General features: G+C 60.8%; 26 protein-coding genes. 13 read left to right on the top strand and 13 right to left on the bottom strand.

Annotation, left to right across the window (positions count from 1 at the left end; genetic code table 11):
* Positions 1-94: 94 nt before the first annotated feature.
* The 6 genes from cbl to AAHA39_RS10615 form a co-directional block, all read right to left on the bottom strand.
* The gene (cbl, locus tag AAHA39_RS10640; RefSeq protein WP_042030338.1) at positions 95-1,042 is read right to left on the bottom strand and encodes an HTH-type transcriptional regulator Cbl; all 948 of its coding nucleotides are present in this window, start codon (positions 1,040-1,042) and stop codon (positions 95-97) included.
* Positions 1,043-1,165: 123 nt separating this feature from the next.
* Complete coding sequence (locus AAHA39_RS10635) at positions 1,166-2,233, bottom strand: sulfate/molybdate ABC transporter ATP-binding protein (protein WP_255938770.1); 1,068 nt, start codon at positions 2,231-2,233, stop codon at positions 1,166-1,168.
* A 22-nt stretch (positions 2,234-2,255) separates the two neighbouring features.
* A complete protein-coding gene (gene cysW, locus AAHA39_RS10630; RefSeq protein ID WP_104015986.1) occupies positions 2,256-3,146 on the bottom strand; it encodes a sulfate ABC transporter permease subunit CysW in 891 nt (296 codons plus the stop codon).
* Positions 3,143-3,982, bottom strand: coding sequence for a sulfate ABC transporter permease subunit CysT (gene cysT, locus AAHA39_RS10625; protein WP_201912701.1), 840 nt, complete (start codon positions 3,980-3,982; stop codon positions 3,143-3,145). Before cysT ends, cysW begins: the two co-directional genes overlap by 4 nt.
* A gap of 252 nt (positions 3,983-4,234) precedes the next feature.
* Positions 4,235-4,816 carry an RBBP9/YdeN family alpha/beta hydrolase gene (locus tag AAHA39_RS10620; protein ID WP_041209034.1) on the bottom strand — a complete coding sequence of 194 codons (582 nt, stop codon included), beginning with the start codon at positions 4,814-4,816 and terminating at the stop codon, positions 4,235-4,237.
* 62 nt (positions 4,817-4,878) lie between these two features.
* Positions 4,879-5,880 (bottom strand): sulfate ABC transporter substrate-binding protein, encoded by a 1,002-nt coding sequence (locus AAHA39_RS10615; protein ID WP_320656990.1) that lies wholly within the window; start codon positions 5,878-5,880, stop codon positions 4,879-4,881.
* A 209-nt stretch (positions 5,881-6,089) separates the two neighbouring features.
* On the opposite strand from AAHA39_RS10615, the gene AAHA39_RS10610 reads away from it, so the two are divergent.
* From AAHA39_RS10610 to AAHA39_RS10595, 4 genes are all read left to right on the top strand, one after another.
* Entirely contained in the window at positions 6,090-7,352 is a 1,263-nt protein-coding gene (locus AAHA39_RS10610) for an MgtC/SapB family protein (RefSeq protein ID WP_320656991.1), read from the top strand.
* A gap of 86 nt (positions 7,353-7,438) precedes the next feature.
* Entirely contained in the window at positions 7,439-8,029 is a 591-nt protein-coding gene (locus AAHA39_RS10605; RefSeq protein ID WP_320656992.1) for a sugar O-acetyltransferase, read from the top strand.
* Positions 8,026-8,364 (top strand): DUF1294 domain-containing protein, encoded by a 339-nt coding sequence (locus tag AAHA39_RS10600; protein WP_320656993.1) that lies wholly within the window; start codon positions 8,026-8,028, stop codon positions 8,362-8,364. The genes AAHA39_RS10605 and AAHA39_RS10600 overlap by 4 nt, the downstream gene beginning before the upstream one ends.
* A gap of 114 nt (positions 8,365-8,478) precedes the next feature.
* A complete protein-coding gene (locus tag AAHA39_RS10595; protein ID WP_041209029.1) occupies positions 8,479-8,691 on the top strand; it encodes a hypothetical protein in 213 nt (70 codons plus the stop codon).
* 67 nt (positions 8,692-8,758) lie between these two features.
* Here the strand turns inward: AAHA39_RS10595 and yrfG are convergent, their stop codons facing one another.
* Positions 8,759-9,439, bottom strand: coding sequence for a GMP/IMP nucleotidase (gene yrfG / locus AAHA39_RS10590; RefSeq protein ID WP_320656994.1), 681 nt, complete (start codon positions 9,437-9,439; stop codon positions 8,759-8,761).
* Between the two features lie 143 nt (positions 9,440-9,582).
* Between yrfG and nudE the strand changes: the two genes are divergently transcribed.
* From nudE to AAHA39_RS10575, 3 genes are all read left to right on the top strand, one after another.
* Positions 9,583-10,191, top strand: a complete 609-nt coding sequence (gene nudE / locus AAHA39_RS10585) for an ADP compounds hydrolase NudE (protein WP_320656995.1) — start codon at positions 9,583-9,585, stop codon at positions 10,189-10,191.
* A 37-nt stretch (positions 10,192-10,228) separates the two neighbouring features.
* Positions 10,229-11,041, top strand: a complete 813-nt coding sequence (gene cysQ, locus AAHA39_RS10580) for a 3'(2'),5'-bisphosphate nucleotidase CysQ (protein ID WP_005343054.1) — start codon at positions 10,229-10,231, stop codon at positions 11,039-11,041.
* A gap of 437 nt (positions 11,042-11,478) precedes the next feature.
* Positions 11,479-12,750 (top strand): aromatic amino acid transport family protein, encoded by a 1,272-nt coding sequence (locus AAHA39_RS10575; RefSeq protein ID WP_193860724.1) that lies wholly within the window; start codon positions 11,479-11,481, stop codon positions 12,748-12,750.
* Positions 12,751-12,819: 69 nt separating this feature from the next.
* On the opposite strand, the gene AAHA39_RS10570 is transcribed toward AAHA39_RS10575, so the two are convergent.
* The 3 genes from AAHA39_RS10570 to metJ all read right to left on the bottom strand — a co-directional run bounded on the left by AAHA39_RS10570 (position 12,820) and on the right by metJ (position 14,330).
* Positions 12,820-13,158, bottom strand: a complete 339-nt coding sequence (locus AAHA39_RS10570) for a tRNA-binding protein (RefSeq protein ID WP_005343050.1) — start codon at positions 13,156-13,158, stop codon at positions 12,820-12,822.
* A gap of 84 nt (positions 13,159-13,242) precedes the next feature.
* On the bottom strand, positions 13,243-13,965 hold the full coding sequence (locus AAHA39_RS10565; RefSeq protein ID WP_320656996.1) for an AraC family transcriptional regulator: 723 nt from the start codon (positions 13,963-13,965) through the stop codon (positions 13,243-13,245).
* A gap of 41 nt (positions 13,966-14,006) precedes the next feature.
* Positions 14,007-14,330, bottom strand: a complete 324-nt coding sequence (gene metJ / locus AAHA39_RS10560) for a met regulon transcriptional regulator MetJ (RefSeq protein WP_005343046.1) — start codon at positions 14,328-14,330, stop codon at positions 14,007-14,009.
* Between the two features lie 220 nt (positions 14,331-14,550).
* On the opposite strand from metJ, the gene metB reads away from it, so the two are divergent.
* Both metB and AAHA39_RS10550 read left to right on the top strand, forming a co-directional pair.
* A complete protein-coding gene (metB, locus tag AAHA39_RS10555) occupies positions 14,551-15,723 on the top strand; it encodes a cystathionine gamma-synthase (protein WP_320656997.1) in 1,173 nt (390 codons plus the stop codon).
* Positions 15,723-18,179 (top strand): bifunctional aspartate kinase/homoserine dehydrogenase II, encoded by a 2,457-nt coding sequence (locus tag AAHA39_RS10550; RefSeq protein WP_071913469.1) that lies wholly within the window; start codon positions 15,723-15,725, stop codon positions 18,177-18,179. Before metB ends, AAHA39_RS10550 begins: the two co-directional genes overlap by 1 nt.
* A gap of 70 nt (positions 18,180-18,249) precedes the next feature.
* On the opposite strand, the gene AAHA39_RS10545 is transcribed toward AAHA39_RS10550, so the two are convergent.
* Positions 18,250-19,515, bottom strand: coding sequence for an inorganic phosphate transporter (locus tag AAHA39_RS10545; RefSeq protein ID WP_041209023.1), 1,266 nt, complete (start codon positions 19,513-19,515; stop codon positions 18,250-18,252).
* A gap of 25 nt (positions 19,516-19,540) precedes the next feature.
* Positions 19,541-20,221 carry a TIGR00153 family protein gene (locus AAHA39_RS10540; RefSeq protein ID WP_033113984.1) on the bottom strand — a complete coding sequence of 227 codons (681 nt, stop codon included), beginning with the start codon at positions 20,219-20,221 and terminating at the stop codon, positions 19,541-19,543.
* 169 nt (positions 20,222-20,390) lie between these two features.
* On the opposite strand from AAHA39_RS10540, the gene AAHA39_RS10535 reads away from it, so the two are divergent.
* Positions 20,391-21,359 carry a CYTH domain-containing protein gene (locus AAHA39_RS10535; RefSeq protein WP_320656998.1) on the top strand — a complete coding sequence of 323 codons (969 nt, stop codon included), beginning with the start codon at positions 20,391-20,393 and terminating at the stop codon, positions 21,357-21,359.
* Between the two features lie 59 nt (positions 21,360-21,418).
* On the opposite strand, the gene dapA is transcribed toward AAHA39_RS10535, so the two are convergent.
* On the bottom strand, positions 21,419-22,291 hold the full coding sequence (gene dapA, locus AAHA39_RS10530) for a 4-hydroxy-tetrahydrodipicolinate synthase (RefSeq protein WP_320656999.1): 873 nt from the start codon (positions 22,289-22,291) through the stop codon (positions 21,419-21,421).
* Between the two features lie 280 nt (positions 22,292-22,571).
* Between dapA and rsmC the strand changes: the two genes are divergently transcribed.
* The 3 genes from rsmC to glgA all read left to right on the top strand — a co-directional run bounded on the left by rsmC (position 22,572) and on the right by glgA (position 26,419).
* Positions 22,572-23,600, top strand: coding sequence for a 16S rRNA (guanine(1207)-N(2))-methyltransferase RsmC (rsmC, locus tag AAHA39_RS10525; protein WP_320657000.1), 1,029 nt, complete (start codon positions 22,572-22,574; stop codon positions 23,598-23,600).
* A gap of 151 nt (positions 23,601-23,751) precedes the next feature.
* The gene (glgC, locus tag AAHA39_RS10520) at positions 23,752-24,969 is read left to right on the top strand and encodes a glucose-1-phosphate adenylyltransferase (protein ID WP_033113980.1); all 1,218 of its coding nucleotides are present in this window, start codon (positions 23,752-23,754) and stop codon (positions 24,967-24,969) included.
* Positions 24,959-26,419, top strand: a complete 1,461-nt coding sequence (glgA, locus tag AAHA39_RS10515) for a glycogen synthase GlgA (RefSeq protein WP_042030311.1) — start codon at positions 24,959-24,961, stop codon at positions 26,417-26,419. The genes glgC and glgA overlap by 11 nt, the downstream gene beginning before the upstream one ends.
* Positions 26,420-26,601: the final 182 nt, after the last annotated feature.

The following is a 26,601-nucleotide window of genomic DNA, read 5'->3' as shown; positions in this document are numbered from 1 at the left end:
ATTCATATAAAGCCGTCTGTTTTCGCTGACAATCTCATCTGCCAGCAATAAAGAAGGGGAGCCAATGGCTCCCCTTCTGGTCTTCTCTTCCGATTCAAATCTGGAAGTCGATGGCAGGCTCGCTGCCCATGGCGCGGGCCTGAATATCCGCCAGCGCCAGCTCGGGGTTGCAGAGCTGGATAAACTGCCAGGCAAAGTTGTGCTGGAACTGCCCCTGCTTGAGGCCAATCCAGGCGGTGTGGGGGGCAAACAGATGGCTGCCGTCGAGCTGTACCAGCCCCTGATCGCGCTGCGCGTCGAACGCCATGTCGGCCAGTATGCCGACCCCCATCTCCAGCTCGACATAGGTCTTGATGACATCGGAGTCCTGCGCCGTCAGCAGGATCTGCGGCTCGATGCCAGCCGCAGCAAAGGCTTCATCCACCCGCACCCGCCCGGTCAACCCGGCTTGATAGGTGACGATGGGCCAGTTGGCCAGCGCCGCCAGCGTCAGATCCCGCTCGCCTGCCAGCGGATGTTGCTCGGGCACCACGATATTGTGGTGCCAGCGGTAGTAGGGAAATGCCACCACCCCTTCGCTCTTGTCGAGCTGCTCGCTGCTGATGCCGATATCCACCTCGCCGGTCTGTACCAGCCGCACTATCTCCTCCGGGCTGCCCTGACGCAGCTCCAGCTGTACCAGCGGAAACTGCTCGCGAAACGCCTTCACCACCCGCGGCAGGGCATAGCGGGCCTGGGTATGGGTGGTCGCCACCAGCAAGCGGCCCGAGTCGCGGTTGGCAAAGGTGCTGGCCAGTTTGCGGATGTTGTTGGCGTCATTGAGAATGCGCTCGGCAATCACCAGCAACTCCTTGCCCGGCTCGGTCATGCCGAGCAGCCGCTTGCCGTAGCGGATAAAAAGCTCGATACCGAGCTCCTCTTCCAGCTCGCGAATATGGCGGCTGACCCCTGACTGGGAGGTAAACAGGGCATTGGCCACCTCGGTCAGGTTGTAATCCCGCCGCGCTGCCTCCCGGATAATTCGTAACTGCTGAAAATTCACCTTGTCGCCTCCTGCGAAGAGTGGGCGACACAATCTGGTCACCCCCTCATTTTTGTTATTTGGCCGGATCATGCCCCGGCAGAGCGCCTGAACCCGGGTAGCCATGCCACCCGCAACACAACATCAAATCTGGTAATCGGGATAGAACTGCGCCTGTCTGGCCACCAGCCGTACCCCCTGTCCCGGGGCAAACTGCTTGGCCGCCTCCTTGCTCAGCTCCGCCTCATAGTGGGCCCCTTTGGTTTCGCCATCGCCACGCAGCTCCACCCGAATGCGTGGCCCCATGGGCAGCAGACGGGTGATGGTGGCGCGGATCCCGCCCGGCGCATCGGCTGGCAGAATCTCCAGTTCATGGGGACGGACATAGGCGATGGCGGCACTGCCGTGGGCCAGATGAGAAGCCGACGGCCCGCCGAGCAGCTGCTCGCCGACACCGAATCCCTGCTCCGCCACCCGACCGCGGAACTGGTTCACACTGCCGAGGAAGCTGTGGACGAAGGAGCTGGCAGGCTGGTCGTAGACCTCGGCCGGGGTGCCGATCTGCTCGACCCGTCCGGCGTTCATCAGCACCACCCGATCCGCTACCTCCAGCGCCTCCTCCTGATCGTGGGTGACGAACAGGCTGGTGACGTGCAGCTCGTCGTGCAGCTCGCGCAGCCAGCGGCGCAGCTCCTTGCGCACCTGCGCATCGAGGGCGCCGAAGGGCTCGTCCAAGAGCAACACCTTAGGCTGCACCGCCAGCGCGCGGGCCAACGCAACCCGCTGACGCTGACCGCCGGAAAGCTGGGTCGGATAGCGCTCGGACACATGGCTGAGCTGCACCAGATCCAGCAGCTCCTTGACCCGGGCACGAATGGCCGCCTCGGCCGGGCGTTCACTGCGCGGTTTGACCCTAAGGCCAAACGCTACGTTTTCGAACACCGTCATGTGGCGAAACAGGGCGTAGTGCTGGAACACGAAGCCGACGTTGCGCTCACGCACATGGAGATCCGATGCGTCCTCGCCACGGATGATGACGTGGCCAGAGTCGGCCTGCTCCAGCCCGGCGATGATCCGCAGCAGGGTGGTCTTGCCACAGCCGGAGGGGCCGAGCAGCGCCACCAGCTCACCGTCGTGAAAGTCGAGGTTGATGTCTGCCAGCGCCGCGTACTGATTGAAATGCTTGTTGAGTTGTTGAACCTGAATGCTCATGGCTGCCTCTTTAAAACGGTGATCAGTGAGATTTGGTGGGCTGGGCACGCAGCCGGGCCAACAGGGTTTCACCCAGCAGGGTGAAGATCCCGAACAGAGCCAAGAGGCTTGCCACTGCAAAGGCGGCGCCGGTCTGGTACTCGTTGTAGAGGATCTCGATATGCAGCGGCAGGGTATTGGTCTGGCCGCGAATATGACCGGAAACCACTGACACGGCGCCAAACTCCCCCACCGCGCGGGCGGTACAGAGCAGCAGGCCGTACATCAGGCTCCAGCGAATGCCGGGCAGGGTGACGCGCCAGAACATCTGCAGACCGCTCGCCCCCAGCATGATGGCCGCCTCCTCCTCTTCCGGGCCACGCGCCTCCATCTGAGGCAGCAGCTCGCGCACCACGAAGGGCACGGTAATGAAGGTGGTTGCCAGGATGATCCCCGGGGTGGCGAAGATGATCTTGATGTCGTGTTCGCTCAGCCAGTCACCGAACCAGCCGCGGCTGCCGAACATCAACACCAGCATCAGACCGGCGATCACCGGCGACACCGAGAAGGGCAGATCGATGATGGTGATGAGCAGCTGCCGACCGGGGAAGCGGAAACGGGCGATGGCCCAGGCCGCAGCGATCCCGAACAGCAGATTGAGTGGAACGGCGCAGAGGGTCACCAGTGCGGTCAGACCGAGGGCGCTCAGGGCATCCGGCTCGCTGATGGCGTGCCAGAAGAAGGCCAGCCCAGGGCTCAGCGCCTGAATAAAGACGGTGGCCAACGGCAGCAGCAACAGGGCGGCAAACCAGCCGAGACCCACCGTGATGAGCAGCCATTTGACCCACTGGGGTTCGCGGATCACTGGAGGTGCCTTGCGCACGGGAGCAACCTCCACAGGGGCGACTTCAAGGGCGAGTGTCGATGCGTTCATATCCGGCTCCCTCCGATACGAGACCAGCTCCAGGCCTGCAACTTGTTGATTAGCAGTAACAAAATGAATGAGATCAGCAGCATCACCACGGCAATGGCAGAGGCGCCGGCATAGTCGTACTCCTCCAGATGGCTCATGATCATCAGCGGTGCGATTTCCGAGACCATCGGCAGGTTGCCGGCGATAAAAATGACGGAGCCGTACTCCCCCACTGCACGGGCAAACGCCAACGCAAAGCCGGTGAGCAGGGCAGGGATCAGGGTCGGCCAGAGCACGTGGATAAAGGTCTGCCAGCGATCGGCACCGAGGCTGGCGGCGGCTTCCTCCTGCTCGCTCTCAGCCTCTCGCAGCACCGGCTGCAGGGTGCGCACCACAAAAGGCAGCCCGATAAAGGTGAGTGCGATCACGACGCCGATGGGATTGTAGGCGAGCTGGATGCCGAGCGGCGCCAGCAGCTGGCCGATCCAGCCGTTGGGGGCGAAGATGGCGCAGAGGGCGATGCCGGATACAGCGGTCGGCATGGCAAATGGCAGGTCGATCAACGCATCCACCAGTCGACGACCGGGGAAGGTGTAGCGCACCAGGATCCAGGCCAGGATCAGGCCAAACAGGCTGTTGAGCAGCGCCGCGACAAAGGCAGCACCGAAACTCAGGCGAAAAGAGGCGAGCACCCGGGGTGAACCAATCACCTGCCAGAACTCGGCAGCGGTTAGGTTGTTCGCGGCAAACAGCACCAGCGCCGAGAGCGGCAACAACACCAGCAGGCCCAGATAGAGCAGAGTAAAGCCGAGGGTCGGGCCAAATCCCGGCAGGACTGAGTAAGAACCAAATCGCATAACGATTCCATTTGTTATGAAAAACATCAGATGTAGCGATTCTGCTTACTCTCCTTTTAAGCAACAAACACCATTTGCGACTTTGCTAATTACTTTTTTGTCTAACAACGGTGGAACAAGGCTTTTAGAGCGATCCAAATAAAAAAAGGTCTTTTATATAAATAAAAGACCTAAGAAATGGAGCAATACGGAGCGCAACATTCAAAGAGCAGGGCTCGCAACAGCTCACCCGATAACATATCCCGCCATTGGTTAAGGGCCGATGGCAGAGACAACAACAGTTCTGATAGCCGAAGCCGCTTGCGGAGCAACCACCAGCTCGGCCCGGCGATAGAGAGAGCCAAGCAGCTCCAACCCCTGATGCCAGTCGCCATGACCGGACTGGGCATTGATATGGCCCGCGTTGCCAGCGTCGAACAAAGGCACCTGCCACTGACGACTCCAGTATTCGGCCCGCTCGAAGCTCATCCAGGGATCGTTGCGACTGGCCACCAGCTGGGCGGAGACTTGCAACGGCCCTTCCAGCCGCTCATCGACAATCCCGAAACGGGCCGGGTCAGCCGGTGCCACCAGAAAGAGCGAGGCGACCTTCTCCGGCTGCAATCTGGCTGCCGCGATGGCGGTCAGGGCACCGAAAGAGTGGGCCACCAGATGGACCCGACTGCGGCGACTTCTCAACTTGCTCGCCAGCTTGGCACTCCAGACCGTGAGATCCGGTTTCTCCCATGGCAGACCCGTCATCCGTTGCCAGTAGGGAAAGTGCTCGTGCCAGCGACTTTGCCAGTGATCCGGCCCACTGTTGTGCAGACCGGGAACCAGGAGGATCTTGTTCATCTTGGTGCTCCTATCGGCTGGCACAGGGGCCAGTTCAAAGGGGTTATACGGAGTTACCTGCCTCAGCCACCGGGTTGGTAGATCTGGTCAAACAGACCGCCCTGTGCGAAGTGTTTCTTCTGGGCTTTATCCCAGTTCCCCTCGATATCCTTGACCGTAAAGAGTGCGAGCTTGGGGAACTGATCTGCGGTCTCTTTCAGGATCGCCGGATTGCTGGGGCGGTAGTGATACTTGGCGACTATGTGCTGCCCCTCGTCGGAGTAGAGGTAGTCGAGGTAGGCCTTGGCCACCGTTTCGGTGCCATGCTTCTTGGCGACCTTGTCCACCACCGCGACCGGCGGCTCAGCCAGTATGGAGACCGATGGCACCACCAGCTCGAACTTGTCGCTGGCACCGGGTTGACCAAGTACCAGCAGGGCTTCGTTCTCCCATGCCAGCAGCACATCGCCAAGGCCACGCTCGATAAAGCTGGTGGTGGCGCCGCGGGCGCCGGAGTCCAGCACCTTCACGTTCTTGTAGAGATCGCCGACAAACTGCTTGGCCCCCTCTTCATTGCCACTCTTCTTCAGGGCATAACCCCAGGCGGCGAGATAGTTCCAGCGGGCACCGCCGGAGGTCTTGGGGTTGGGAGTGACGATGGCCACGTCCTTGCGTACCAGATCATCCCAATCCTTGATCTGCTTGGGATTGTCCTTGCGCACCAGGAACACGATGGTGGAGGTGTAGGGCGCCGCATTGTTGGCCAGCCGGCTCTGCCAGTCGGCGGCGGTCAGCCCCTGCTTGGCCACGGCATCGACGTCGTAGGCCAGCGCCAGCGACACCACGTCCGCCTCCAGCCCGTCCACCACGGCGCGCGCCTGCTTGCCGGAGCCGCCATGGGACTGGCTGACCACCACGTCGTCGCCGGTCTTCGCCTTCCACTCCTTGGCGAAGGCGCCGTTGTACTCCTGGAACAGTTCGCGGGTCGGATCGTAGGAGACGTTGAGCAGGCGGATCTCGGCGGCATTGGCCTGACCGAGGGCCAGCAGGGAGAGCAGGGTCAGGGCGGTCATTCGCAGTTTCATGGGGATACTCCATATCTCGTTGGGTTGAATGCAGCATGCCGCGGGCTTGTTATGCCGAGAACCAAGAAATAACGCTTTGCTTATCTCATTTGCTCATATCAGGAGGCCATAGGCGCCATTCGCGCACTCTGTGAGCCAGGCCGCGCTGGCCCGGTGCCGGCTGTGCCATCATGGAAACAAGGCAGGCAGATGACGAAAAGGAAGTCGTTATGTGGATCAATGCAGAACCCGTCAATGGCGCCCTGGTGTCGCTGGCCATCGGCCTCATCATCGGACTGGAGCGGGGCTGGCAGGTGCGCCAGCTGGGGGACAACCAACGCATCGCCGGGATGCGCACCTACGGCCTCATCGGCCTGCTCGGCGGGGTCTGCGGCTTGCTGCTGCCGACTCTGGGCCCCTGGCTGCCGCTGCTCGGCCTGCTGGCGGTGGTGACGGGTTGCGGCCTCTCGGTCTGGCTGGCCCAGCGCTGGCAGGGGGAGTTCGGTCTCACCAGCTCGGTGGCCATGCTGCTCACCTATCTGCTGGGGCTGATGTCGGTGCTGCTGAGCCCGAGCGAGGCGGTAGCCTGCGCCGTGCTGGCTGCCCTGCTGATGGGGCTCAAGGGCAAGATCCAGCAGGGGATGCTGTTTCTGAGCGAAACCGAATTCCACGCCACCCTGCGCTTTTTGCTCATCTCGCTGGTACTGCTGCCGGTACTGCCCAACGAGGAGATGGGCCCTCTCGATGCCTTCAACCCCTTCAAGATCTGGCTGATGGTGGTGGTGATCGCCGGCATCTCGTTCTGCGGCCACTTCGCGGTACGCCTGCTCGGTACTCGCGCCGGACTGGTGCTCACCAGCATACTGGCGGGATTGGCCTCCTCCACAGCCCTTACCCTGCAGTTCGCCCGTCTCAACAAGGAGCAGGGGGGGCTGGAGCGGCTGCTGGCCACCGGCATCCTGCTGGCGGGGGCCACCATGTGGCTGCGGCTGCTGGTACTGGTGCTGCTGATTCACAGCGAGCTGGCGATGCGCCTCGCTGCCCCGCTCGTGCTGCTGGCGACCACGGTGTACGGCTTTGCCTTCTGGTTCTGGCGCCAGCGCGAGGAGCTGACTGACGGCCCGGTGCAGCCGGAAACCAGCAACCCGCTCGATCTGGCCACTGCCATCAAGTTCGGCCTGCTGCTGGCGCTGATCGGCTTTATGGCAACTCTGCTGCAAGACAAGGTAGGCAACTCTGGGGTCTATCTGCTGTCGCTGGTCTCGGGGATCACCGACGTGGACGCCATCACCTTGTCGCTCTCCCAGCTCTCCCATAAAGAGCTGGCGCTGGAGGTGGCAGCCCGCGGCATCCTGCTCGCCGGTTTGATCAACTCGCTGGTGAAGGGGTTGCTGGCCCTCGGCATCGGTGGTCGCAGTCTGGGGCTGCGGGTGCTGCTCCCCTACTTCGTCTCGGCCCTGCTGATCCTCCCCCTCGTCTGGCCAGCAGGATGACGGGGATCACCTGCCAGAAGTGACAGACTGACGCCTCTCGCGCTTGTCACGTATACTGCCCCCTCTTGCAGCATGAGGAGGTAGCAATGGCGAGCGATTGGGACAAGGTACTGGCTGGCGGGGCACTGGACAGCCAGAGCGAGGAGATAGCCAACGACCGGATCCGCGGTCAGGCGCTGCTGGCCCGGCTCAATGGTTCATCGGCGGGCGATGGCCCTCTGCGCCAGCAAATTTGCCGCGAGCTGTTCGGCCACTGCCCCGACTCCAGCTGGATCAGCACGCCCTTCACCTGCGAATTCGGCCGCAACATTCATATCGGCGAGAAGACCTTCTTCAACTTCAACGTCACCATTCTCGACGTGGGCGAGGTACACATCGGCAGCCATGTGCTGCTGGCCCCCAACGTGCAGATCTACACCGCCACCCACACCATGAACTATCTGGAACGACGCAACTGGACCGCCTACAACAAGCCGGTGCGGATCGGCGATGACTGCTGGATCGGCGGCGGCGCCATCATCTGCCCCGGCGTCACCATAGGGCCGCGCTCCATCATAGGTGCCGGCGCAGTGGTCACCCGCGACATCCCCGCCGACTCGGTGGCAGTGGGCAATCCGGCCAGGGTGATCCGCACCCTCAAGCAGGATGAGGAGCGCTGCTGGGAGCTGGCCCAATGATAGCGCTGGCACTGCTGCCACTAGGCTGGACCCTCTGGCTCGGCCTCGACGGCCAGCAGTGGTGGCCACTGGCCGCACTGCTGACCATGAGTCTGCTGACGCTGGCGGCCTACGCCTGGGACAAGCGGCAGGCGGTGCGGGGCGAGTGGCGCATTCCCGAATCGAGGCTCCATCTGCTGGAGCTGTGCGGCGGCTGGCCGGGCGCTCTGGTGGCCCGCCAGTGGCTGCGTCACAAGACCCAGAAGCGCAGCTACCGGCTGGTCTTCTGGTTTATCGTGCTGCTGCACCTCACCCTGTGGGCGCACTGGGTCGGGCGGCCACTCTGGCAGCAATAGCTGTCTGCGTCACAAAGGGACAATGGGCCCCATTGCGGCCGCCCGGCGGCTGTGAGAAAACAGAGCAGATCTCATCAGCGTTTTCGCCGTCTATAGACGACAAGGAGTCGTGACATGACCATGTGGACAGGCATAGTCCTGATCGTATTTATCAGCGTATTGTTCGGATATCTCGGCAAGCGGGCCCGCTATCAGATGGGGGATGCCCGCATCACCGACCGCCTCGGCAGGCAAGATATGATCATCAGAGAGTTGCAGGAGCGGATCGCCAATCTGGAGGCGATCGTCATCGAAGAGGAGAAACGGCGCCCGTTCCGGGAGCTGTGATGTTTCACCGCCAGGTTTCAGATACAGAGAGGGCTGCATGATGCAGCCCTCTCTTGTTTGAACTGATTCAGATTGCCAGCGGCAGCAACTCGGCATAGTCGCGAATCGTCGGAAAAGCGGTAATGCTCTGCTCCGGCTTGCAGCTATCCGGATTCTGGATCGCCAGCTGATAGCCGATGCCATAGTCGGCGGCAGCCCGCAGGATCCGCTCGCTATCATCCACAAACAGGGTGCGGGCCGGATCGAACGCCAGCCGCTCGGCCAATGCCTGCCAGCAGTACTGGCTCTCTTTCGACCAGCCCAGCTCGTGGGAACTCACCATCAGATCCAGATGGTTGCTTAGTCCCAGCTGCGCATCCTTCACCGACAGGCTGGCGGGGTGGGCGTTGGTGAAAAGCACCAACTGCTTGCCCGCAGCACGCAACTCGGCCAGAAAGGGGATGGCGTGGGGACGCCACTGGATCTTCGCCAGCAGCTCCTGCTTGAGGGCACGGATGTCGAGCCCCAGGGTCTCGCTCCAGTAATCAACACAGTACCAGTTGAGGGTGCCGTTGACGGCGTGATAGTGGACATCGATCTGCGCTTTGGCTTCATCCAGCGGCAGCCCGAGCCGCTCGGCGTAACGCTCCGGCACCAGCTGCTGCCAGAGGTGGTTGTCAAAATGCAGATCGATCAGGGTGCCATCCATATCGAGCAAGACGGTATCTATCTGGTGCCATGGCAAGGTGGTGGAGCGGGAGTGTGGCATCGGGCCTCTTGATCGCGGATCTCGGAAAACGGGGCGGCAGTATAACGGATTTTTCCTCCCCCTTTCCCCTTCCTGCCCCGTGGTGTTCGGTGTGGGAGTCGTTTACTCTTGAAGCACGATTTTTTAACGAGCCGTCACCCCTGATGAGTGAGCACCACAAAAGCCCCCCCGAACAGATTTCGATCGACCAGCTGGAGCAGGAGAAGAGCAAACCGGAGATCCTCAAGGCCGAGATCGTGGCCGAGAGTCGGCTGTTCAGAGTGGAATCCCTCCACCTCAAATTCTCCAACGGCGAGGAGCGGGTCTACGAGCGGATGCGCGGCGGCAATCGTGGCGCCGTCATGGTGGTGCCGATGTTCGATGAGCAGACCCTGCTGCTGGTGCGCGAATATGCCGCTGGCACCCACTCCTACGAGCTGGGCTTTCCCAAGGGGCTGATCGACCCGGGCGAAGATGCCTTCGAGGCAGGCAACCGGGAGCTGATGGAAGAGGCGGGCTTTGGCGCCAACAGCCTGACCCTGCTCAAACAGGTGTCGCTGGCGCCGGGCTACTTCTCCAGCCGGATGGACATTTTACTGGCGCGGGATCTCTTCCCCGAACAGCGGATCGGCGACGAGCCCGAACCGCTGGAGGTGATCCCCTGGCCACTCAACCGGATCGATGAATTGCTGGCGCGGCCCGACTTCACCGAGTCGCGCAGCATCAGTGCCCTGCTCCTGGCCCAAAAGTGGCTGGCGGAGCAGGCAGAGTAGCCCGCAGACGGGCAGTTAACAGACAGAGGATAACGAGATGCAGGAGTTGTTGGCCTGGGTGCCGGGGGTCAAGGAGATTGCCCGCGAAGCCGGAAGGATCCTTCACGACATCTATCACGGCGGTCAGTTCGAGCGTCAGCTGAAGGAGGATGCGACCCCGGTCACCAGTGCCGATCTTGCTGCCGATGCCTACCTCAAACAGGCGCTCTCGGCGCTCACCCCCCATGTGCCGGTGCTGACCGAAGAGGCGGCCGACATCCCCTTCAGCCAGCGATCCAACTGGCGGCAATACTGGCTGGTGGATCCCCTCGATGGCACAGGTGAGTTCATCGCCGGTAGCGGCGACTTCGCCACCCTGATCGCTCTGGTGCGGGACAATGTGCCGGTGCTCGGGGTCATCTATGCTCCCGAGTCCAACGTGCTCTACTGGGCGGTGCGCGGCTACGGCGCCTTCAAGGAGGTGAACGGCGAAGTGTTGCCCATCAGCGCCATGCACCACGAGCATGACCAGCCTGACTCGCTGGTGGTGGCCATCAGCCGCCGCCAGAAGCTGGAGAAGCTCACCCGCCGCCTCAACCCGGCCATCAACTACGAGCTGATCCCGCTCGGCTCCAGCTCCCTCAAATCCTGTCTGGTGGCGGAAGGGGCGGCCGATTGCTACGTGCGGCTCGGCCCCACCGGCGAGTGGGACACCGCCGCCGCCCAGTGCATCGTCGAGGCAGCTGGTGGCCGCATCCTCAGCCTGGCGTTGCAGCCACTCAGTTACAACGAAACCGAGTCGCTGGAGAACCCTGACTTTATCGTGATGGGGGATCCGGATCTCGCCTGGGGCAACATTCTGGCCCACTAGGCGAATCGCGATATCATCACACCAGACAAGCAGGCGGCCCGATGGCCGCCTGCTTTGTCAGGGAAGTTGTCCCGGGTAATGACCGGAGTGATCCTCTGGTCAAGGCACGATTGAACAGCGTGATACGCTGGCAAAGCGGCAAAATGATAGTGAAACATCACAATCGGTCGGCGAGAAATGGTGCGATTTTTCACGTAATTCTGAAAACACCTGATTAGCCAAAATAAAAAAACGAGCGCAGATCAAATTTTGGTTTTATATTTCACAAAAATCACCATTGTCAGTTTTGTTGCATTCTGTGATCCAGATTCCATTCCCAATCTCGCTGGCTAAACCCCGCAATGGCAGTGATATGTTTCAGTCTCGCCTTTTGAGAATTAAATCCCGATAAACCACAATGAACTCAGATTAAAACACTAACAAAAAGTGAATTAGTAATGAGTTTATCTGTAGAGGCTACCAAGGAGCTATCCGGTTCCTGCTCCACCACTGCCAGCATCACCCGCTGGCGCCGTCACGACACCCACTGGGTTATCAGCCTGTTTGGCACCGCCGTTGGCGCCGGTATCCTGTTCCTGCCCATCAATCTGGGTCTGGGCGGCATCTGGCCTCTCGTCATCGTCGCGGTACTGGCAGGCCCCATGACCTTCCTCGCCCACCGCGGGCTGGCGCGCTTCGTGCTCTCCTCGTCACGCCCCCACGCCGACTTCACCGAAGTGGCGGAGGAGCACTTCGGCAAGATGGCCGGTCGCCTCATCTCTGCGCTCTATTTCCTCTCCATCTTCCCGATCCTGCTCATCTACGGAGTCGGACTGACCAACACGGTGGAGAGCTTTATGGTCAACCAGCTCGGCATGGCGACCCCGGATCGGGTGATGCTCTCCGGCGTGCTGGTGTTTGCCATGATCGCCGTGATGCTGGCGGGTGAGAAAGCGATGCTGCGCGCCTTCGCCTTTATGGTCTATCCGCTGGCGGCCATTCTGGCGGCGCTCTCCTGCTACCTGATCCCTCAGTGGCAATGGCCGGAAGTGACGGCGTTTGAAGGGGTCAGCTTCCTCAACACCGTCTGGCTGGCGCTGCCGGTCACCGTGTTCGCCTTCAGCCACGCCGCTGCCATCTCCGGTTTTGCCAACGTGCAGCGCCGTGAATATGGCGAGCAGGCAGAAGCCAAGAGCGGCCTGATCCTGCGCAACACAACTGTGATGCTGGTGGGCTTCGTGCTGTTCTTCGTCTTCTCCTGCGTGCTGAGCCTCTCGCCAGCCCAGCTGGCTGAAGCCAAGGCCCAGAACGTCTCTGTACTCTCCTATCTCGCCAACATTACCGACAACCCGGTGATCGTGACTCTGGGGCCGCTCATTGCCTTTATCGCCATCAGCTCCTCCTTCCTCGGCCACTTCCTCGGTGCCCGCGAAAGCCTCAAAAGCCTGATCGCCAAGCCCACCGGCCTGCCGCTGGCCAAGGCGGACAAGCTGGGCATCGCCCTGATGTTCTTCTCTATCTGGGGTGCAGCTGTCATCAACCCGGGCATTCTGGGGCTGATGGAGACCCTCTCCGGCCCGGTCATCGCCATGATCCTGTTCATCATGCCGGTGATTGCCATCTACAAGGTGGAGGCGCTGGCCCGCTTCCGTCACGGCTGGACCAACGGCTTTATCCTGCTGACCGGTTCGCTGGCGGTATCGGCGCTGATCTTCAGCCTGTTGAAGTAACGACTCGCAGCAGATAACAAAAAAGAGGCGACCTTGGGTCGCCTCTCTTGTCTCTGTTCGGGAGTGAACTCAGCCCAGCCTGGCGCCGTTCTCAACCGCCTGCTCGGGAATAGCCATCACCACGGCGCCATCCGGCCGGTAGAAACCGGTCAGCAGAAACTCCGACTGAAACGGCCCTATCTGTTTGGTCGGGAAGTTGACTACGGCGATGATCTGGCGGCCCACCAGCTGCTCTGGCTGGTAGAGGGCGGTGATCTGGGCGCTGCTCTTGCGGATCCCCAGTTCGGGACCAAAATCCGCCCACACCTTGTAGGCCGGTTTGCGCGCCTCGGGGAACGGCTCGACCCGCACCAGAGTACCCACCCTCAGCTCCACCATCTCGAAATCCTGCCAGCTAATCGTCTCCATTTCGGCTCCTGTTTATCGTGCACCTTACATGACCCGCAGCATGGCCCAAAGAGAGCATCCCGTCTTCGGCAATCAGCCGTTTCGTTACGGCAGGTGGCCGTTTTGCTGGCGCCAGAGGGACGGAGTGAGCCCGGTCTCGGCCAGGAAGCGTTCGCTGAAGGCCCCCTGATTCTGGTAACCACAACGGCTGGCAATCTCGCCAACGGGCAGTTGCGTACCGGCAAGCAGGGTGCGCGCCAGCGCCATGCGCCGACTGCGAATGTAGTGGGAGACGCTCACCCCCAACTGCTGGCGAAAGGCTAGCTTGAACTGGCTCTGGCCAAGGCAGGCGATGGCGGCGAGTTGCTGATTGGTCAGCGGGGCGGCGAGGTTGGCATCGATATGGCGTTGCACCTTGAGGATGCGGGCGGCAAGGCGTGGCGTGGCAGTGCTCTGCATCCCCTGCCCTTCAGCCAGCAGAGAGAGCCACACCTGCTCCATACCCGCCACCTGCCGCCCTTCGGCCACCATGCGGTGCAGAAAAGCGAGGTAGTGACGCTGGGGTTCATCCAGCTCGATAAAGGGGCGGACTGCCAAATCGCCGGGCAGCCAGTCGCTCTCCTGCACCAGAAACGAAAGCGCCGGATCGGCGGCGTAGTCGTGCCGCTCGCCGGGAGCGATGATGCAGGCAGAACCGGGGGCAAGCCGGCGCCCCCGGCCCTGCACCTCAATCTCGAGGGGGCCGTCGAGGGGGATCACCAGCTGGGCAAAGTCGTGGCTATGGCTGCAGACGTGATGGTGATAGTGGCGCAAACTGAAGCGGGACATGGCAGATAGCAATGACGCGGCCAGGGCCGCGTCATTGGGGGTTATTCCTTGTCGAAATCTTCGATCTCTTTGCCCAGCGCTTCCATGATGGCGCGCGCTTCGGCAGGGACGCTGTCCGGATGATCCTTGCGCAAGTCTTCGTCGCAAGGGAGCGGCTGGCCGGTGAAAGCGTGTAGGAAGGCTTCACAGAGCAGCTCGCTGTTGGTCGCATGACGCAGGTTGTTCACCTGACGGCGGGTGCGCTCATCGGTCAACACTTTCAACACCTTGAGCGGGATCGAGACGGTAATCTTCTTGACCTGTTCGCTCTTCTTACCGTGTTCCGCGTAGGGGCTGACGTAGTCGCCGTTCCACTCTGTTCCCATGACTCACCTGTTCTCATTTAGCCGTGAGCGCGGATTTTAACCCTTAAGGAAATTAATGGCAATCCAACAGCAAAGCCATTTAGACGTCTGGAAGTGTTGACGGCCTTTTTAAGCTGGCGTAGTGTGGTTCATCATGATGCCAGCATTGGCACGATTGCGTGTGGCAAAAGCAGCGTGGCAGGAAGAGCGGCCACCGTCCAGAGAGATCAAGGAGAGAAACATGACCCACAAGGCCACCCTGGCGGTTCGCACCGGGATTGAGACAGACCAGCAACACGGTGCCGTGGTGCCGCCTATCTACCTCTCCAGCAACTACACCTTTGCCGACTTTGGCGAACCCCGTCAATACGATTATGCCCGCTCCGGCAACCCGACCCGTACCAATCTGGCGGACGCGCTGGCGGCACTGGAAGGGGGAGCAGGCGCCGTGGTCACCGGCACCGGCATGGGGGCCGTCCATCTGGTCACCACCGCCCTGCTCAAGGCGGGAGATCTGCTGATCGCCCCCCACGACTGCTACGGCGGCACCTGGCGCCTGTTCGAGTATCTGGCGGCCAAGGGCCACTACCGGGTGCAGTTTGTCGATCAGGGGGATGAGGCCGCTCTGGCCGCCGCGCTGGCCCAGACGCCTGCACTGGTATGGGTCGAGACCCCTTCCAACCCGTTGCTGCGGGTGGTGGATATCAGCACTATTGCCAGCGCCGCTCATGAGGTGGGTGCACAGGTAGTGGTGGACAACACCTTCCTCTCTCCCCTGCTGCAACAACCCCTGTCCCTCGGTGCCGATGTGGTGGTGCACTCCACCACCAAGTACATCAACGGTCACTCAGACGTGGTGGGCGGAGTGGCGATTGCCAAGGAGGCCGCACTGGCCGAGTCGCTGGTGTGGTGGGCCAACTGTCTGGGGCTCACCTCCGGGGCATTCGACTCCTACCTCACCCTGCGCGGCCTGCGCACTCTGGCCCCCAGATTGCGCACCCATCAGGAGAACACCGATCGCATCCTCGCCTTCCTGCAACAGCAGCCGCTGGTGAAACGCATCTATCACCCCAGCCTGCCGAGCCATCCGGGCCACGATATTGCGCGCCGTCAACAGTCCGGCTTCGGCGCCATGCTAAGTTTTGAACTCGATTGCAGCGAGGCGGGCATTCGCGCCTTCCTCGCGGCCCTCACCCTCTTCTCGGTGGCCGAGTCTCTCGGCGGGGTGGAGAGTCTGGTGGCCCATCCGGCCAGCATGACTCACAGGGCCATGACCCCGGCGGCGCAGCAGGCAGCTGGCATCAGCGCCCAGCTGCTGCGGTTGTCGGTCGGTATTGAACACGGTGAAGATCTGGTGGCCGATCTGGCACAGGCTTTTGCACAGGCGCAGCAGGCAGAACAGGTAGCGAAGTAATGGAACAGCAGCAACAAGGAGAGATCGCGGTGGCAACAGAAGCAGGCTTGAAGCGACGTCACGTCCACAAATTCGGTGGCAGCAGTCTGGCGGATCCGGTCTGTTATCGCCGAGTCGCCAGCATCGTTGAACAACAGGTGGGTGGCGACGAGCTGATCGTAGTCTCCGCCGCCGGCAAGACCACCAACCGGCTGATCCAGCTGGTGGAGCTGGCCGAAGCGGGTGATGAAGCCGCTGGCGAAGCCATCTCCGCCCTCCACGCCTATCAGCAGGGGCTGATCGACGGCCTGCTGGAAGGTGAACTGCAGCTAGATCTGAGCAAACAGCTGGCCGACGACATGCAGCTCATCGCCAAGACGCTTGAGGGACAGTTTGACCGCTTCGCCCGCAACGGCCTGCTCGCCTTTGGCGAGGTGTGGTCGGCGCGCCTGCTGGCAGCCCTGCTCACCAGCCGCGGCGACAAGGCCATCTGGCTCGATGCCCGCAGCTTCCTGCGTGCCGAGGATGGCGCTCTGGTCAAGGTGGATACTGCGCTCTCCAGCGAACTGCTCAAGGCGCGACTGGCGGAGCATGCCGGTCGCATCGTGGTGACCGGCTTTATCGCCGCCGACATGGAAGGCCGCTCCCTGCTGCTCGGCCGCAACGGTTCCGACTACAGCGCCAGCCTGTTGGCGCTGCTGGCAGACGGCGAATCCACCACCATCTGGAGCGACGTGGCCGGTGTCTACAGCGCCGACCCGCGTCGGGTGAAGGAGGCTCGCCTGCTGGAGCGCCTGAGCCTAGCCGAAGCCAACGAGCTGGCCCGCCTCGGCTCCTCGGTCTTGCACTCCCGTACCCTGCAACCGGTGGCCGACAGCCGCCAGCGCCTCACCCTGCGCTGCAGCTACAACCCGGACGAGGGCTGCACCCACATACTGCGCCGCGCCCCCCGCTCCGGCGGTGCACGCATCGTCTCCTCGGTGGATCAGATCGCCCTCATCGAGCTGAAGGTGCTGCCACAGACCAACTATGAGCAGACGGTAGCCACCATCGAGGCCCATCTGGCCCGTCACCGCCTCAATCCGCTTACCCTGCAGCGGCAACCGGATCGCAGGGTGCTGCGCCTCGCCTATACCCTCGAAGTGGCACAAGGGGCCTTCGAGCTGCTGCGCGACTTTCAGCTGCAAGGGAGCTTCACCGGCCTCATCCAGAAGGAGGGGTACAGTCTGGTTGCACTGGTGGGGGCTGGCGTCACCGACAATGCCGAGCAGTGCCACCGCTTCTACCAGCTGCTGGCGGATCAGCCGCTGGAGTTCGTCCAGGTGGCCAAAGATGGCCTGAGCCTGGTGGCCGTGCTGCGTCAGGTGGTGCTGGAACCCTTGCTCATCGCCATGCACAGCGCCCTGTTCAGCCGCCCGAATCGGGTCGGACTGGTGGTGTTCGGCAAGGGCAATATCGGCGGCCACTGGCTGAGCCTCTATGCCCGCGAAAAGGCGCGCCTCGAACATGAACTCAATCTGGCGCTCACCCTCTACGGGGTGTTCAGCTCGGAAGGGGGGCTGCTCGATGAAGAGGGACTGGATCCGCTCAAGGTGCAGGACAACTTCGCCCCCAAAGCGCTGATCTGGCCCGAACTGCTGGCCCAGCTGGAGCAACACAGCTTCGATACCCTGATCGCCATCGATTTGACCGCCAGCGAAACGGTGAGCCGCTACTACCCCGACTTCGCCCAGCTCGGCATTCACATCATCGCCGCCAACAAGTTTGCCGGCGCCGCCGACAGCGAGTTCTACCAGCGCATCAAACAGACCTGCCGCGACCATCAGGTTCAGTGGCGCTACAACGCCACCGTGGGTGCCGGGTTGCCAATCCAGTCCAGCATCCAGATGCTGCGCCAGAGCGGCGACCGTATTCAGGGGGTCTCCGGTATCTTCTCCGGCACCCTCTCCTGGCTGTTCCAGCAGTATGACGGCACCCGCCCCTTCTCCGAGCTGGTGGATGAGGCGTGGCAGCACGGCCTGACCGAACCGGATCCCCGCGAGGATCTCTCCGGTCAGGATGTGCGTCGCAAGCTGCTTATTCTGGCGCGGGAGGCGGGCTTCGAGCTCGACTCCGCCGATATCGAGCTGGAGAATCTGGTGCCCGTCCCGCTGCGCAAGGTAACCCCGGATCAGTTCATGGACCGGCTGAAAGAGCTGGATGGCCCGATCCAGACCGCCTTCGAAGGGGCCAAACGGCTTGGCAAGGTGCTGCGTTACGTTGCCCGCTTCGAGCACGACGGCAAGGCGCGGGTCGGGCTGGAGGCGCTGGAGCCGCACCACCCGTTTGCCAACCTCTTGCCGTGCGACAACATTTTCGCCATCGAGAGCGACAGCTACCGCACCAACCCGCTGGTGATTCAGGGGCCGGGGGCTGGTCGCGAAGTGACGGCCGCCGCCATCCAGTACGACCTCTGGCAAATCTGCGCGTCGCTCTAAGCGCAGGAAATAGCGGCAATAAAAAAGCCCGAGTCGATGACTCGGGCTTTTTGTTGCTGAACGCAGCTTTTTAGGAGAAGCAGGCCTGCAGCACGTAGAAGATACCGATGGCCAGAATGGCACCTGCCGGCAGGGTGATGACCCAGGAGACCACGATGTTGCGCAGCACACCCAGGTTCAGCGCCGCGATACCGCGCGCCAGACCCACGCCCATGACCGCACCAACCAGAGTCTGGGTGGTGGAGATGGGCAGACCGGTGCCGGAGGCGATTACCACGGTAGCGGCAGTGGCCAGCTGGGCGGCGAAACCACGGCTCGGGGTCAGGTGAGTGATGCCGGTGCCGACTGTCGCCATCACCTTCTCGCCCATGGTGGCCAGACCGATCACGATACCGATGCCGCCGAGCGGCAGGATCCACCAGGCAATGGCGGCCTGACCGGAAATCTCGCCACCGGAAGCCACGATAGAGGCCACCGCAGAGAGCGGGCCGATGGCATTGGCCACATCGTTGGAACCGTGGGCAAACGCCATGGCACAGGCGGTGATCACCATCAGGATGCCGAACACCTTCTCCACGTTGGCGAAGTGCATCTTGCTGTCATCCTGCGGGTTGTACTTCTGTCCGCGAATATAGATCCAGCCGGCAAACGCTACGGCGATGGAGATGGCCACGGAGAGCATGACGCCTTCGCCATCGGTCAGGTGCAGACCAACGTGAGTCAGACCCTTCTTGATGGTTACCAGGCAGATGACCAGCGAGGTCAGGAACATGTAGAAGGGGACGTAGCGCTTGGCGTTGTTCAGGGGGTCATCGGTGTTGAAGATGAGCTTCTGCACGCTGATGAACATGAAGTAGGCGATGACACCGGAGATGGCGGGGGTGATGACCCAAGAGCCGACGATGCCGCCAAACTTGTTCCACTGCACCGCTTCCGGGCCAATACTCACCACGGCGAAACCGACGATGGCGCCGATGATGGAGTGCGTGGTGGAGACAGGCCAGCCAAAGTAGGAGGCGAGGATCAACCAGGCACCGGCAGCCAGCAGGGAGGCGATCATGCCGAGCACCAGCAGATCCGGGCTATCGACAAAGGCATTGCTGTCGATGATACCGCTACGGATGGTGGCGGTTACTTCACCACCGGCCAGATAGGCACCGGCAAATTCGAAGATCATGGCGATGATAATCGCCTGACGAATGGTCAGGGATTTGGTACCGACCGATGTGCCCATGGCGTTGGCTACGTCATTCGCGCCAATGCCCCAGGCCATCAAAAAGCCGAACAAGGCCGCCACGAGCACCAGAGTGGTGCCGTAATTCGCAATAATGTCCATTGATAGTGTTTACCCAGTCAGTCGATTACGAACGAGCCAGCATCAGCTCAAGACGGGCGCCTACGCGCTCGGCCTGATCAGCCAGGTCACCTACCCATTCGAGGATCTTGTAGAGGAACATCACGTCGATCGGGTTGTAGTTCTGCTCAACCGCTTGCAGCTGTTGGCGCAGACCGATCTGCATGGTGTCTGTATCGTCCTCGATCAGATCCAGCTGGTGGATCATCTCGGCAACCATTTCCACTTCCCGTCCTTTGAAGCCGGTCTCGAGCAGCTCGTCGAGCTCCCCGATCGCTTTCTCGGCCTGAGCGGTCGCATCAATACAACGTTTGAGGTAAGCCATGAAGCCTTCCCGCATTTCGGAAGGGAACTCCATGCGACGACCAAGCATGCGGCCGGAGATATCCTTGGCACGGTTGGCAATCTTGTCTTGCTGGGTCAACAACTCCAGCAGGTCGGTGCGTGCAACCGGCAGGAACAGACCGCGGGGCAGTTTCAGACGAATTTCACGCTTGAGGATATCCGCCTCTTTTTCCAGCTGGGAGATCTGCTGCCGGATCTTCTCGGCATCTTCCCAACGGTCTTCAGCAACGGCATCAAAGAAGGGAACCAGCTGCTGGGAGCACTGGTGAACCTTGACGATATGCTTCTGCAGCGGCTTGATGGGGGACTTGGCAAAAAGCCCCAAAATAGTATTTACTGGCATGGCCAAACCTGTGTCGGTGAAAAAACACTCGATACGATTTTATGAGGCGCGCATGTTAACCGAACTGCGCCCTCAATTAAACCGCGAATTAATCTAGTCGTTTCGCGGGCATTATATCCCCGCGACCCGATTCCTGCCCCCCAAAGTTGCCTGCCAGCCCGGAATGAGTATGCAAACTGAGATCGAGATAAAGTTTTTTGTCGCCCGCGACATTGCGGCAGATTTATCCAACCTGTTGAATTCTTTTGAGATTAAAGAATCATCACAACAGCAGCTCGGCAACGTCTATTTCGACACGCCGACCCTCGACCTGCGTCGTCTGGACATGGGGTTGCGCATTCGCCGCTGCGATGCCTACGCCGAACAGACCATCAAATGCCGCGGCCAGGCGGTGGGTGGCCTGCATGCCAGACCCGAATACAATGCGCCTATTGGTGGCGATCTGCCGACATTGAGCGCCTTTCCCGCAGGAATCTGGCCCAATGTGACAGAACGTGACCGCATCCAGCAGCAGCTGGTCGCGCAATTCAGTACCGACTTCCTGCGCCGCCACTGGCTGATCGCGTTCGAGGGTGCCGAGATCGAGCTGGCCTGGGATCAGGGGGAGATAGTCGGCAGTCAGGGGCACGCAGCGATCAACGAGCTGGAACTGGAGCTCAAGTCGGGTGATACCAAGGCGCTGTTTGCACTGGCGCAGCGCCTCGCCCGGCTGGGTGGCGTGCGTCTGGGGGCGCAATCCAAGGCGCAGCGCGGTTATCGGCTGGCCGGGCTCGGCAAGCCGCTGGTCCTGCAATCTCTGGCCACCAGCGAAGCGATGGATGTGGCAACCGCCATCGCCGCCGGCCTGAGCCACTGGCAGCACCACGAGCAGCTCTGGCTGGAAAATCCGCAGAATGAGAATATTCGGCAGCAAGCATTCGCCGCCCTGTGTGAAGGGATTGCGCTGATTGAACGTCGAGTGGCCGAGCTGACGCAGCCGACCCTTTGGGGTTCTGAGCTGGCAAGCCTGCTGGCACATCTGCAAGCTGCGCCGACCTCTGATCGCCAGTGGCCCGCCGAACTGGACGACCTCTTCCTCTCAGCGGAGTATGTCGCACTGCAGCTGGCTATCGCCGACTGGCTGCACAGCACACGCTGAGCGGCCAATCCGCTGCCACCGCAAACAGAACGGGTGAGCCTTGGCTCACCCGTTTTGCATTACAGCAGGTTGAGCTGCTGCATGGCGCTGCGAATGCGCTCGCGAGTCGCCTCTGACAGTGGCATCACCGGCAGGCGGCACTCTTCGCTACAGAAACCGAGCAGGGAAGCGGCATATTTGGCACCAGCCGGGTTCGGCTCGGCAAACATCGCCTGATGGAGCGGAATCAGCTTGTCTTGCAGTTCACGCGCTTCTTGCCACTTGCCGGCCAGCGCCAGATTTTGCACCTCGGCCACCAGCTTGGGGGCCACGTTGGCGGTCACCGAGATACAGCCCTGACCACCGCCGATGTTGTAGGCAACAGCGGTGGCATCCTCACCGGAGAGCCAGGCAAAGGGCTTTTTGATCAGCTGGCGTTCGGTCCAGGGGCGCGCCAGATCGCCAGTCGCGTCTTTCACCCCGGCAATCCGTGGCAGCTCGGCCAGACGGGCCAGAGTGGCGGGCTGCACGTCAACGATGGCGCGCGGCGGAATGTTGTAGACGATGATGGGTTTGCTAGTGGCGTCGTGCACTGCCTTGAAGTGGTGGTAGAGCCCCTCCTGATTGGGGCGGTTGTAGTAACCGGCCACATGCAGGGTGGCATCTGCACCGACCCGCTCGGCATACTGGGTATATTCGATCGCCTCGACCGGATTGTTGGAACCCGCTCCGGCAATCACCGGAATACGGCCAGCGACCTGTTTGACCACCAGCTCCACCACCCGGCAGTGCTCGTCGTGGGTCAGGGTCGGGCTCTCACCCGTGGTACCGACCGGCACAATGCCGTGAGTACCCTGCTCGATATGCCACTCCACCAGACGCAGCAGCGCCTCTTCATCCAGCTTTCCCTGTCGAAACGGGGTAATCAACGCAACGATTGAACCTTGAAACATAGGATCTCCTTCTCCGGTTTGACGCTCATATGGCAATAAAAAACCCCGGTTCGATATGCGCAACCGGGGTTTGAATCTTCTCAGGGATGAGAGGTTACGCGCGAACGTCAGTAGGCCCGAATTCCAGGCTTTTTTTATGCTTTCGTTTCAACCCGTTGAACCGCATTGACTCATCTCTGCTCAAAAAATGGTGTCTGGGCATATTTCGGGAACACGGCATAAATGTCAAGGCGAAAGGGGCTATGTATAATAGCCGCCCAAAATTGCGTGGAGAGACCCGATGAGCAGCCCAATCAGTGCCGTCAGCCAGATGCTGGAACGAAACCAAGCCCTCTTTGTCGGCAAACGGCTACTTGTCTGCGGCGCGCTGGAGGATGATTACCCCCGCCAGCTGGCGAGTCTGGCCCAGAGTCTGACCGTCTTTACGACCGATTACTGCTACTACCGCAGCCAGCAAGCGGCCCTCGACGAGGCTATCCTGTTCGACCACCAACTCGGTGGCGCCCCCCGCTTCGATGCTCTGTTACTGCTGATGCCCAAGGCCAAGGCCGAGGCGCAATATCTGCTGGCCATGATGACCCCCCTGCTGGAGGCTGGCGCCGACCTGTTCTTGGCCGGCGAAAACCGTGGTGGCATCAATGGCGCAGACAAGCTGCTGGCCCCCTATGGCGACAAGCCGATCAAGCGCGATTCGGCGCGCCGCAGCTCTCTCTATCATGGCGAGCTCTGCAAACCGGTCGCCCCGTTCGATCTGGATAGCTGGTTTGGCCGCTATCAGTGCAAGGCGGGTGATACCGAGCTCACCGTGCTGGCGTTGCCCGGCGTTTTCAGCGCCGCCGAGCTGGACCTCGGCACCCAGATGTTGCTGGCCACCGTGCCTGCCATGAAGGGTTCACTGCTCGATTTCGGTTGCGGTGCTGGGGTAATTGGCTCCGTGCTGGCCAAGCGCAATCCCGGACTCAAGGTCACCATGGTGGACATCAATGCGCTGGCGCTGGAGTCAAGCCGCCGCACTCTGGCTATCAACGATCTGCAAGGGGAGGTTCATGCCTCTGACGTCTACTCCGACATCACGGGATCGTTTGACCAGATTGTCTCCAATCCCCCTTTCCATGCCGGGCTCAAGACCTTCTATGCGGCGACCGAAACCTTCCTCGCCAGGGCGCCTGAATTTTTGCGTCCCCATGGCAGCCTGACCATAGTTGCCAACGCATTCCTGCGCTATCAGCCTATACTGGAAGCACACTTCAAACGGACGGAAGTGAGCAACAGCGACGCCAAATTCAAGGTCTATCTGAGCAAAGTGTAAATAAGTGTAAGCAGTACAATAAAACCGCTAGAGAGCGCCATCCGGAATCTGATAAGGTACTAGAAGCACAGCAAAAACACCCCTTTAGGGGTGTTTTTATGCCGAAGGTTGAAAACCTTTTCATACATGTTTATTCAGGGAGAGAAATACGATGGCTGGCATTTTGACCATGATCCTGGCCGGAGGTGAAGGTACTCGCCTGCAGCCTTTGACAACCACCCGCAGCAAGCCGTCGGTACCCTTTGGTGGCAGCTACCGGCTAATCGACTTTGTCCTCAACAATTTCGTCAACGCAGACTTTCTGCGCATCTACGTCCTCACCCAGTTCAAATCCCAGTCCCTCTATCTGCACATGAAAAAGGGCTGGAATATCGTCGGCATCACGGACCGCTTTATCGACCCCATTCCGGCCCAGATGCGGATGGGCAAGCGCTGGTATGACGGCACCGCCGACGCCATCTACCAGAACCTCGGCTTTATCGAGCGGGCCGAACCGGATCATGTCTGCATCTTCGGCTCCGACCACATCTACAAGATGGATGTGAGCCAGATGGTGAGCTTCCATAAGCAGAAAAATGCCGCCATGACAGTGGCAGCCCTGCGCATGCCGATTGCAGAAGCCAGCTCGTTCGGGGTGATCGAGGTGGATGCCGAAGGGCGGATGATCGGCTTTCAGGAGAAACCGAAACAGCCGAAACACATTCCCGGCGATCCCACCCAGGCCCTGGTCTCCATGGGCAACTACATCTTCGAGACCGAGGCGCTCTGCCGCGAGTTGAAACGGGATGCCGCAGAGGAGAACTCCAGCCATGACTTTGGCAAGGATGTAATCCCGAGCCTCTACCCAAGGGCGCCGGTCTATGTCTACGACTACAGCACCAACGTGATCCCGGGCGAAAAACCCAACGTCTACTGGCGCGATGTGGGCACCCTGGACTCCTATTGGCAGGCACACATGGATTTGGTAGCCGACAACCCTCTCTTCTCTCTCTACAACCGCAAGTGGCCGCTGCACACCCACTATCCGGCCCTGCCGCCCGCCACCTTCATCGACAGCGACGAGTGCAAGGTGAAGATCGCCAACTCGCTCATCTCCGCCGGTTGCTTCATTCAGGGCAGCCAGATCCAGCGCTCCATCCTCGGTTTTCGCTGCAACATCGGCGCCTGCAGCCACATCAGCGAGTCCGTCCTGCTGGGGGATGTGAAGATTGGCGAAGGGTGCTCCATCCGGCGCGCCATCATTGATAAAAACGTTGAAATTGCGCCAGGCACCGTTATCGGTGAAAATCTCGACCACGATAGAGAACGATTTACCGTATCCGAAGGCGGTATCGTGGTGGTACCTAAGGGAGCAAGAGTTGGCTATTAACCCACTGAAAATCCTGTTTGTTGCCTCGGAGGTCGAGGGGCTGGTCAAGACTGGTGGCTTGGCGGATGTCGCTAGAGCGTTGCCAATGTATCTGGCCCAGAAGGGGCATGATGTCAGGATCATGCTCCCCTTCTACAAGACGATAAAACACCGGGATGAGGCAAAACTGGTGGCATCGCGCTGGCTGCCCACCCACCCGGGTCTGCCGGATATCGGTTATCGCATTTACCAGATGGAGCTGGATGGTGTTTGCATCTATCTCATCGACTGCCCGCAATATTTCGACCGCCCCCAGCTTTATGCTGAAAACAATCAGGCTTATCCGGACAACGGCGAGCGCTTTGCCTTCTTCTCGGCAGCAGCCCTCCATGCCTGCGAGCAGCTAGGTTTTGCCCCGGACATCGCCCACTGCAACGACTGGCACACCGGCCTGTTGCCGCTGCTGTTGAAAACCCGTCATGCCCACAACCCCTTCTTCCAGCAGACTCGCAGCGTGATCAGTATTCACAACGCGGCGTTTCAGGGGGTATTCGGGCGGGAGCAGTTCTGGGCCATGCCCGAGATCGCCGACTACGAGCGCCGCATCAACTATGACTACGGCCACGTCAACCTGCTCAAGTGCGGGGTTCTGTATGCTGATAAGATCAATGCGGTCAGCCCTAACTATGCCCAGGAACTGCTGACTCACCTTGGTGCCCACGGCATGGCACACATCTTCCAGCAACGGGCTGCCGACCTTTGCGGCATCCTCAATGGCTGCGACTACAAGGACTGGGATCCCGAATTCGACGAACTCCTGCCCGCAACCTATAGCGTCGACAATCTGACCGGCAAACAAGTCTGCAAAGAAAGTCTGCAACAAGAGGTTGGTCTGCCAGTCGCAAACCTGCCTATCTATGGCATGGTATGCCGCCTGACCGAGCAGAAGGGTGTCCCCCTGCTGATCCCGGCGCTGGAGAAATTTCTCCACCATCAGGTACAAGTGGTGATCGTCGGCTCTGGCGATCCTGCGCTCGCCACGCAACTGCAAACCATGGCCCGGGATTACCCGGACAAGCTCGCCTTCATCAATGCCTATGATGACCGACTCGCCCATCTGGTTGAAGCAGGAGCAGACTTCTTCCTGATGCCCTCTCTGTTCGAACCTTGCGGTCTCAACCAGATGTACAGCCTGGCCTATGGCACCCTGCCACTGGTGCGGGCCGTTGGTGGGCTGAAAGATACCGTGGTCGACTGGGATGCCGATCCCGAACATGCCACCGGCTTCTGCTTCAATGACCCGACCGCCGCAATTTTGCTCGATACCATGCGCCGCAGCCTGCTCTACTTCCTGCAAGACAGGGAAAAATTTGCCAAAGTGCAGCGCAACGCCATGAACACCCGCTTCAACTGGCCCGACTCGGTCACCCAGTACGAGCAGATGTATCTGAGCGCGTTGGGTCGTTACTGAGCTAGCTACTCGGGCAGATTGCTGAAGTTTTGTCCCTTTGGCATGTCTTTAAGCGTCAACAGCGAAAAAAGTCCCCTTTGGCTGTTGACGCCCCCCCAAAACTCTATAGAATCCCCCTCCGCAGTGATGCGAAGGTGGCGGAATTGGTAGACGCGCTAGCTTCAGGTGTTAGTGTCCCACGG

Source organism: Aeromonas sp. SE22 (assembly GCF_038739755.1).
In the GTDB taxonomy this organism is placed as follows: Bacteria; Pseudomonadota; Gammaproteobacteria; order Enterobacterales; family Aeromonadaceae; genus Aeromonas; species Aeromonas jandaei.
The sequence above is the reverse complement of the archived record's forward strand: the minus strand, read 5'-3'. Positions and strand labels throughout refer to the sequence as shown.

Excerpts from the sequence above, each read along its gene's own strand:
- AAHA39_RS10635 (WP_255938770.1), bottom strand. The coding sequence starts at position 2,233 with ATGAGCATTCAGGTTCAACAACTCAACAAGCATTTCAATCAGTACGCG.
- cysW (WP_104015986.1), bottom strand. The coding sequence starts at position 3,146 with ATGAACGCATCGACACTCGCCCTTGAAGTCGCCCCTGTGGAGGTTGCT.
- cysT (WP_201912701.1), bottom strand. The coding sequence starts at position 3,982 with ATGCGATTTGGTTCTTACTCAGTCCTGCCGGGATTTGGCCCGACCCTC.
- AAHA39_RS10620 (WP_041209034.1), bottom strand. The coding sequence starts at position 4,816 with ATGAACAAGATCCTCCTGGTTCCCGGTCTGCACAACAGTGGGCCGGAT.
- AAHA39_RS10615 (WP_320656990.1), bottom strand. The coding sequence starts at position 5,880 with ATGAAACTGCGAATGACCGCCCTGACCCTGCTCTCCCTGCTGGCCCTC.
- AAHA39_RS10610 (WP_320656991.1), top strand. The coding sequence starts at position 6,090 with ATGTGGATCAATGCAGAACCCGTCAATGGCGCCCTGGTGTCGCTGGCC.
- AAHA39_RS10605 (WP_320656992.1), top strand. The coding sequence starts at position 7,439 with ATGGCGAGCGATTGGGACAAGGTACTGGCTGGCGGGGCACTGGACAGC.
- AAHA39_RS10600 (WP_320656993.1), top strand. The coding sequence starts at position 8,026 with ATGATAGCGCTGGCACTGCTGCCACTAGGCTGGACCCTCTGGCTCGGC.
- AAHA39_RS10595 (WP_041209029.1), top strand. The coding sequence starts at position 8,479 with ATGACCATGTGGACAGGCATAGTCCTGATCGTATTTATCAGCGTATTG.
- yrfG (WP_320656994.1), bottom strand. The coding sequence starts at position 9,439 with ATGCCACACTCCCGCTCCACCACCTTGCCATGGCACCAGATAGATACC.
- nudE (WP_320656995.1), top strand. The coding sequence starts at position 9,583 with ATGAGTGAGCACCACAAAAGCCCCCCCGAACAGATTTCGATCGACCAG.
- cysQ (WP_005343054.1), top strand. The coding sequence starts at position 10,229 with ATGCAGGAGTTGTTGGCCTGGGTGCCGGGGGTCAAGGAGATTGCCCGC.
- AAHA39_RS10575 (WP_193860724.1), top strand. The coding sequence starts at position 11,479 with ATGAGTTTATCTGTAGAGGCTACCAAGGAGCTATCCGGTTCCTGCTCC.
- AAHA39_RS10570 (WP_005343050.1), bottom strand. The coding sequence starts at position 13,158 with ATGGAGACGATTAGCTGGCAGGATTTCGAGATGGTGGAGCTGAGGGTG.
- AAHA39_RS10565 (WP_320656996.1), bottom strand. The coding sequence starts at position 13,965 with ATGTCCCGCTTCAGTTTGCGCCACTATCACCATCACGTCTGCAGCCAT.
- metJ (WP_005343046.1), bottom strand. The coding sequence starts at position 14,330 with ATGGGAACAGAGTGGAACGGCGACTACGTCAGCCCCTACGCGGAACAC.
- metB (WP_320656997.1), top strand. The coding sequence starts at position 14,551 with ATGACCCACAAGGCCACCCTGGCGGTTCGCACCGGGATTGAGACAGAC.
- AAHA39_RS10550 (WP_071913469.1), top strand. The coding sequence starts at position 15,723 with ATGGAACAGCAGCAACAAGGAGAGATCGCGGTGGCAACAGAAGCAGGC.
- AAHA39_RS10545 (WP_041209023.1), bottom strand. The coding sequence starts at position 19,515 with ATGGACATTATTGCGAATTACGGCACCACTCTGGTGCTCGTGGCGGCC.
- AAHA39_RS10540 (WP_033113984.1), bottom strand. The coding sequence starts at position 20,221 with ATGCCAGTAAATACTATTTTGGGGCTTTTTGCCAAGTCCCCCATCAAG.
- AAHA39_RS10535 (WP_320656998.1), top strand. The coding sequence starts at position 20,391 with ATGCAAACTGAGATCGAGATAAAGTTTTTTGTCGCCCGCGACATTGCG.
- dapA (WP_320656999.1), bottom strand. The coding sequence starts at position 22,291 with ATGTTTCAAGGTTCAATCGTTGCGTTGATTACCCCGTTTCGACAGGGA.
- rsmC (WP_320657000.1), top strand. The coding sequence starts at position 22,572 with ATGAGCAGCCCAATCAGTGCCGTCAGCCAGATGCTGGAACGAAACCAA.
- glgC (WP_033113980.1), top strand. The coding sequence starts at position 23,752 with ATGGCTGGCATTTTGACCATGATCCTGGCCGGAGGTGAAGGTACTCGC.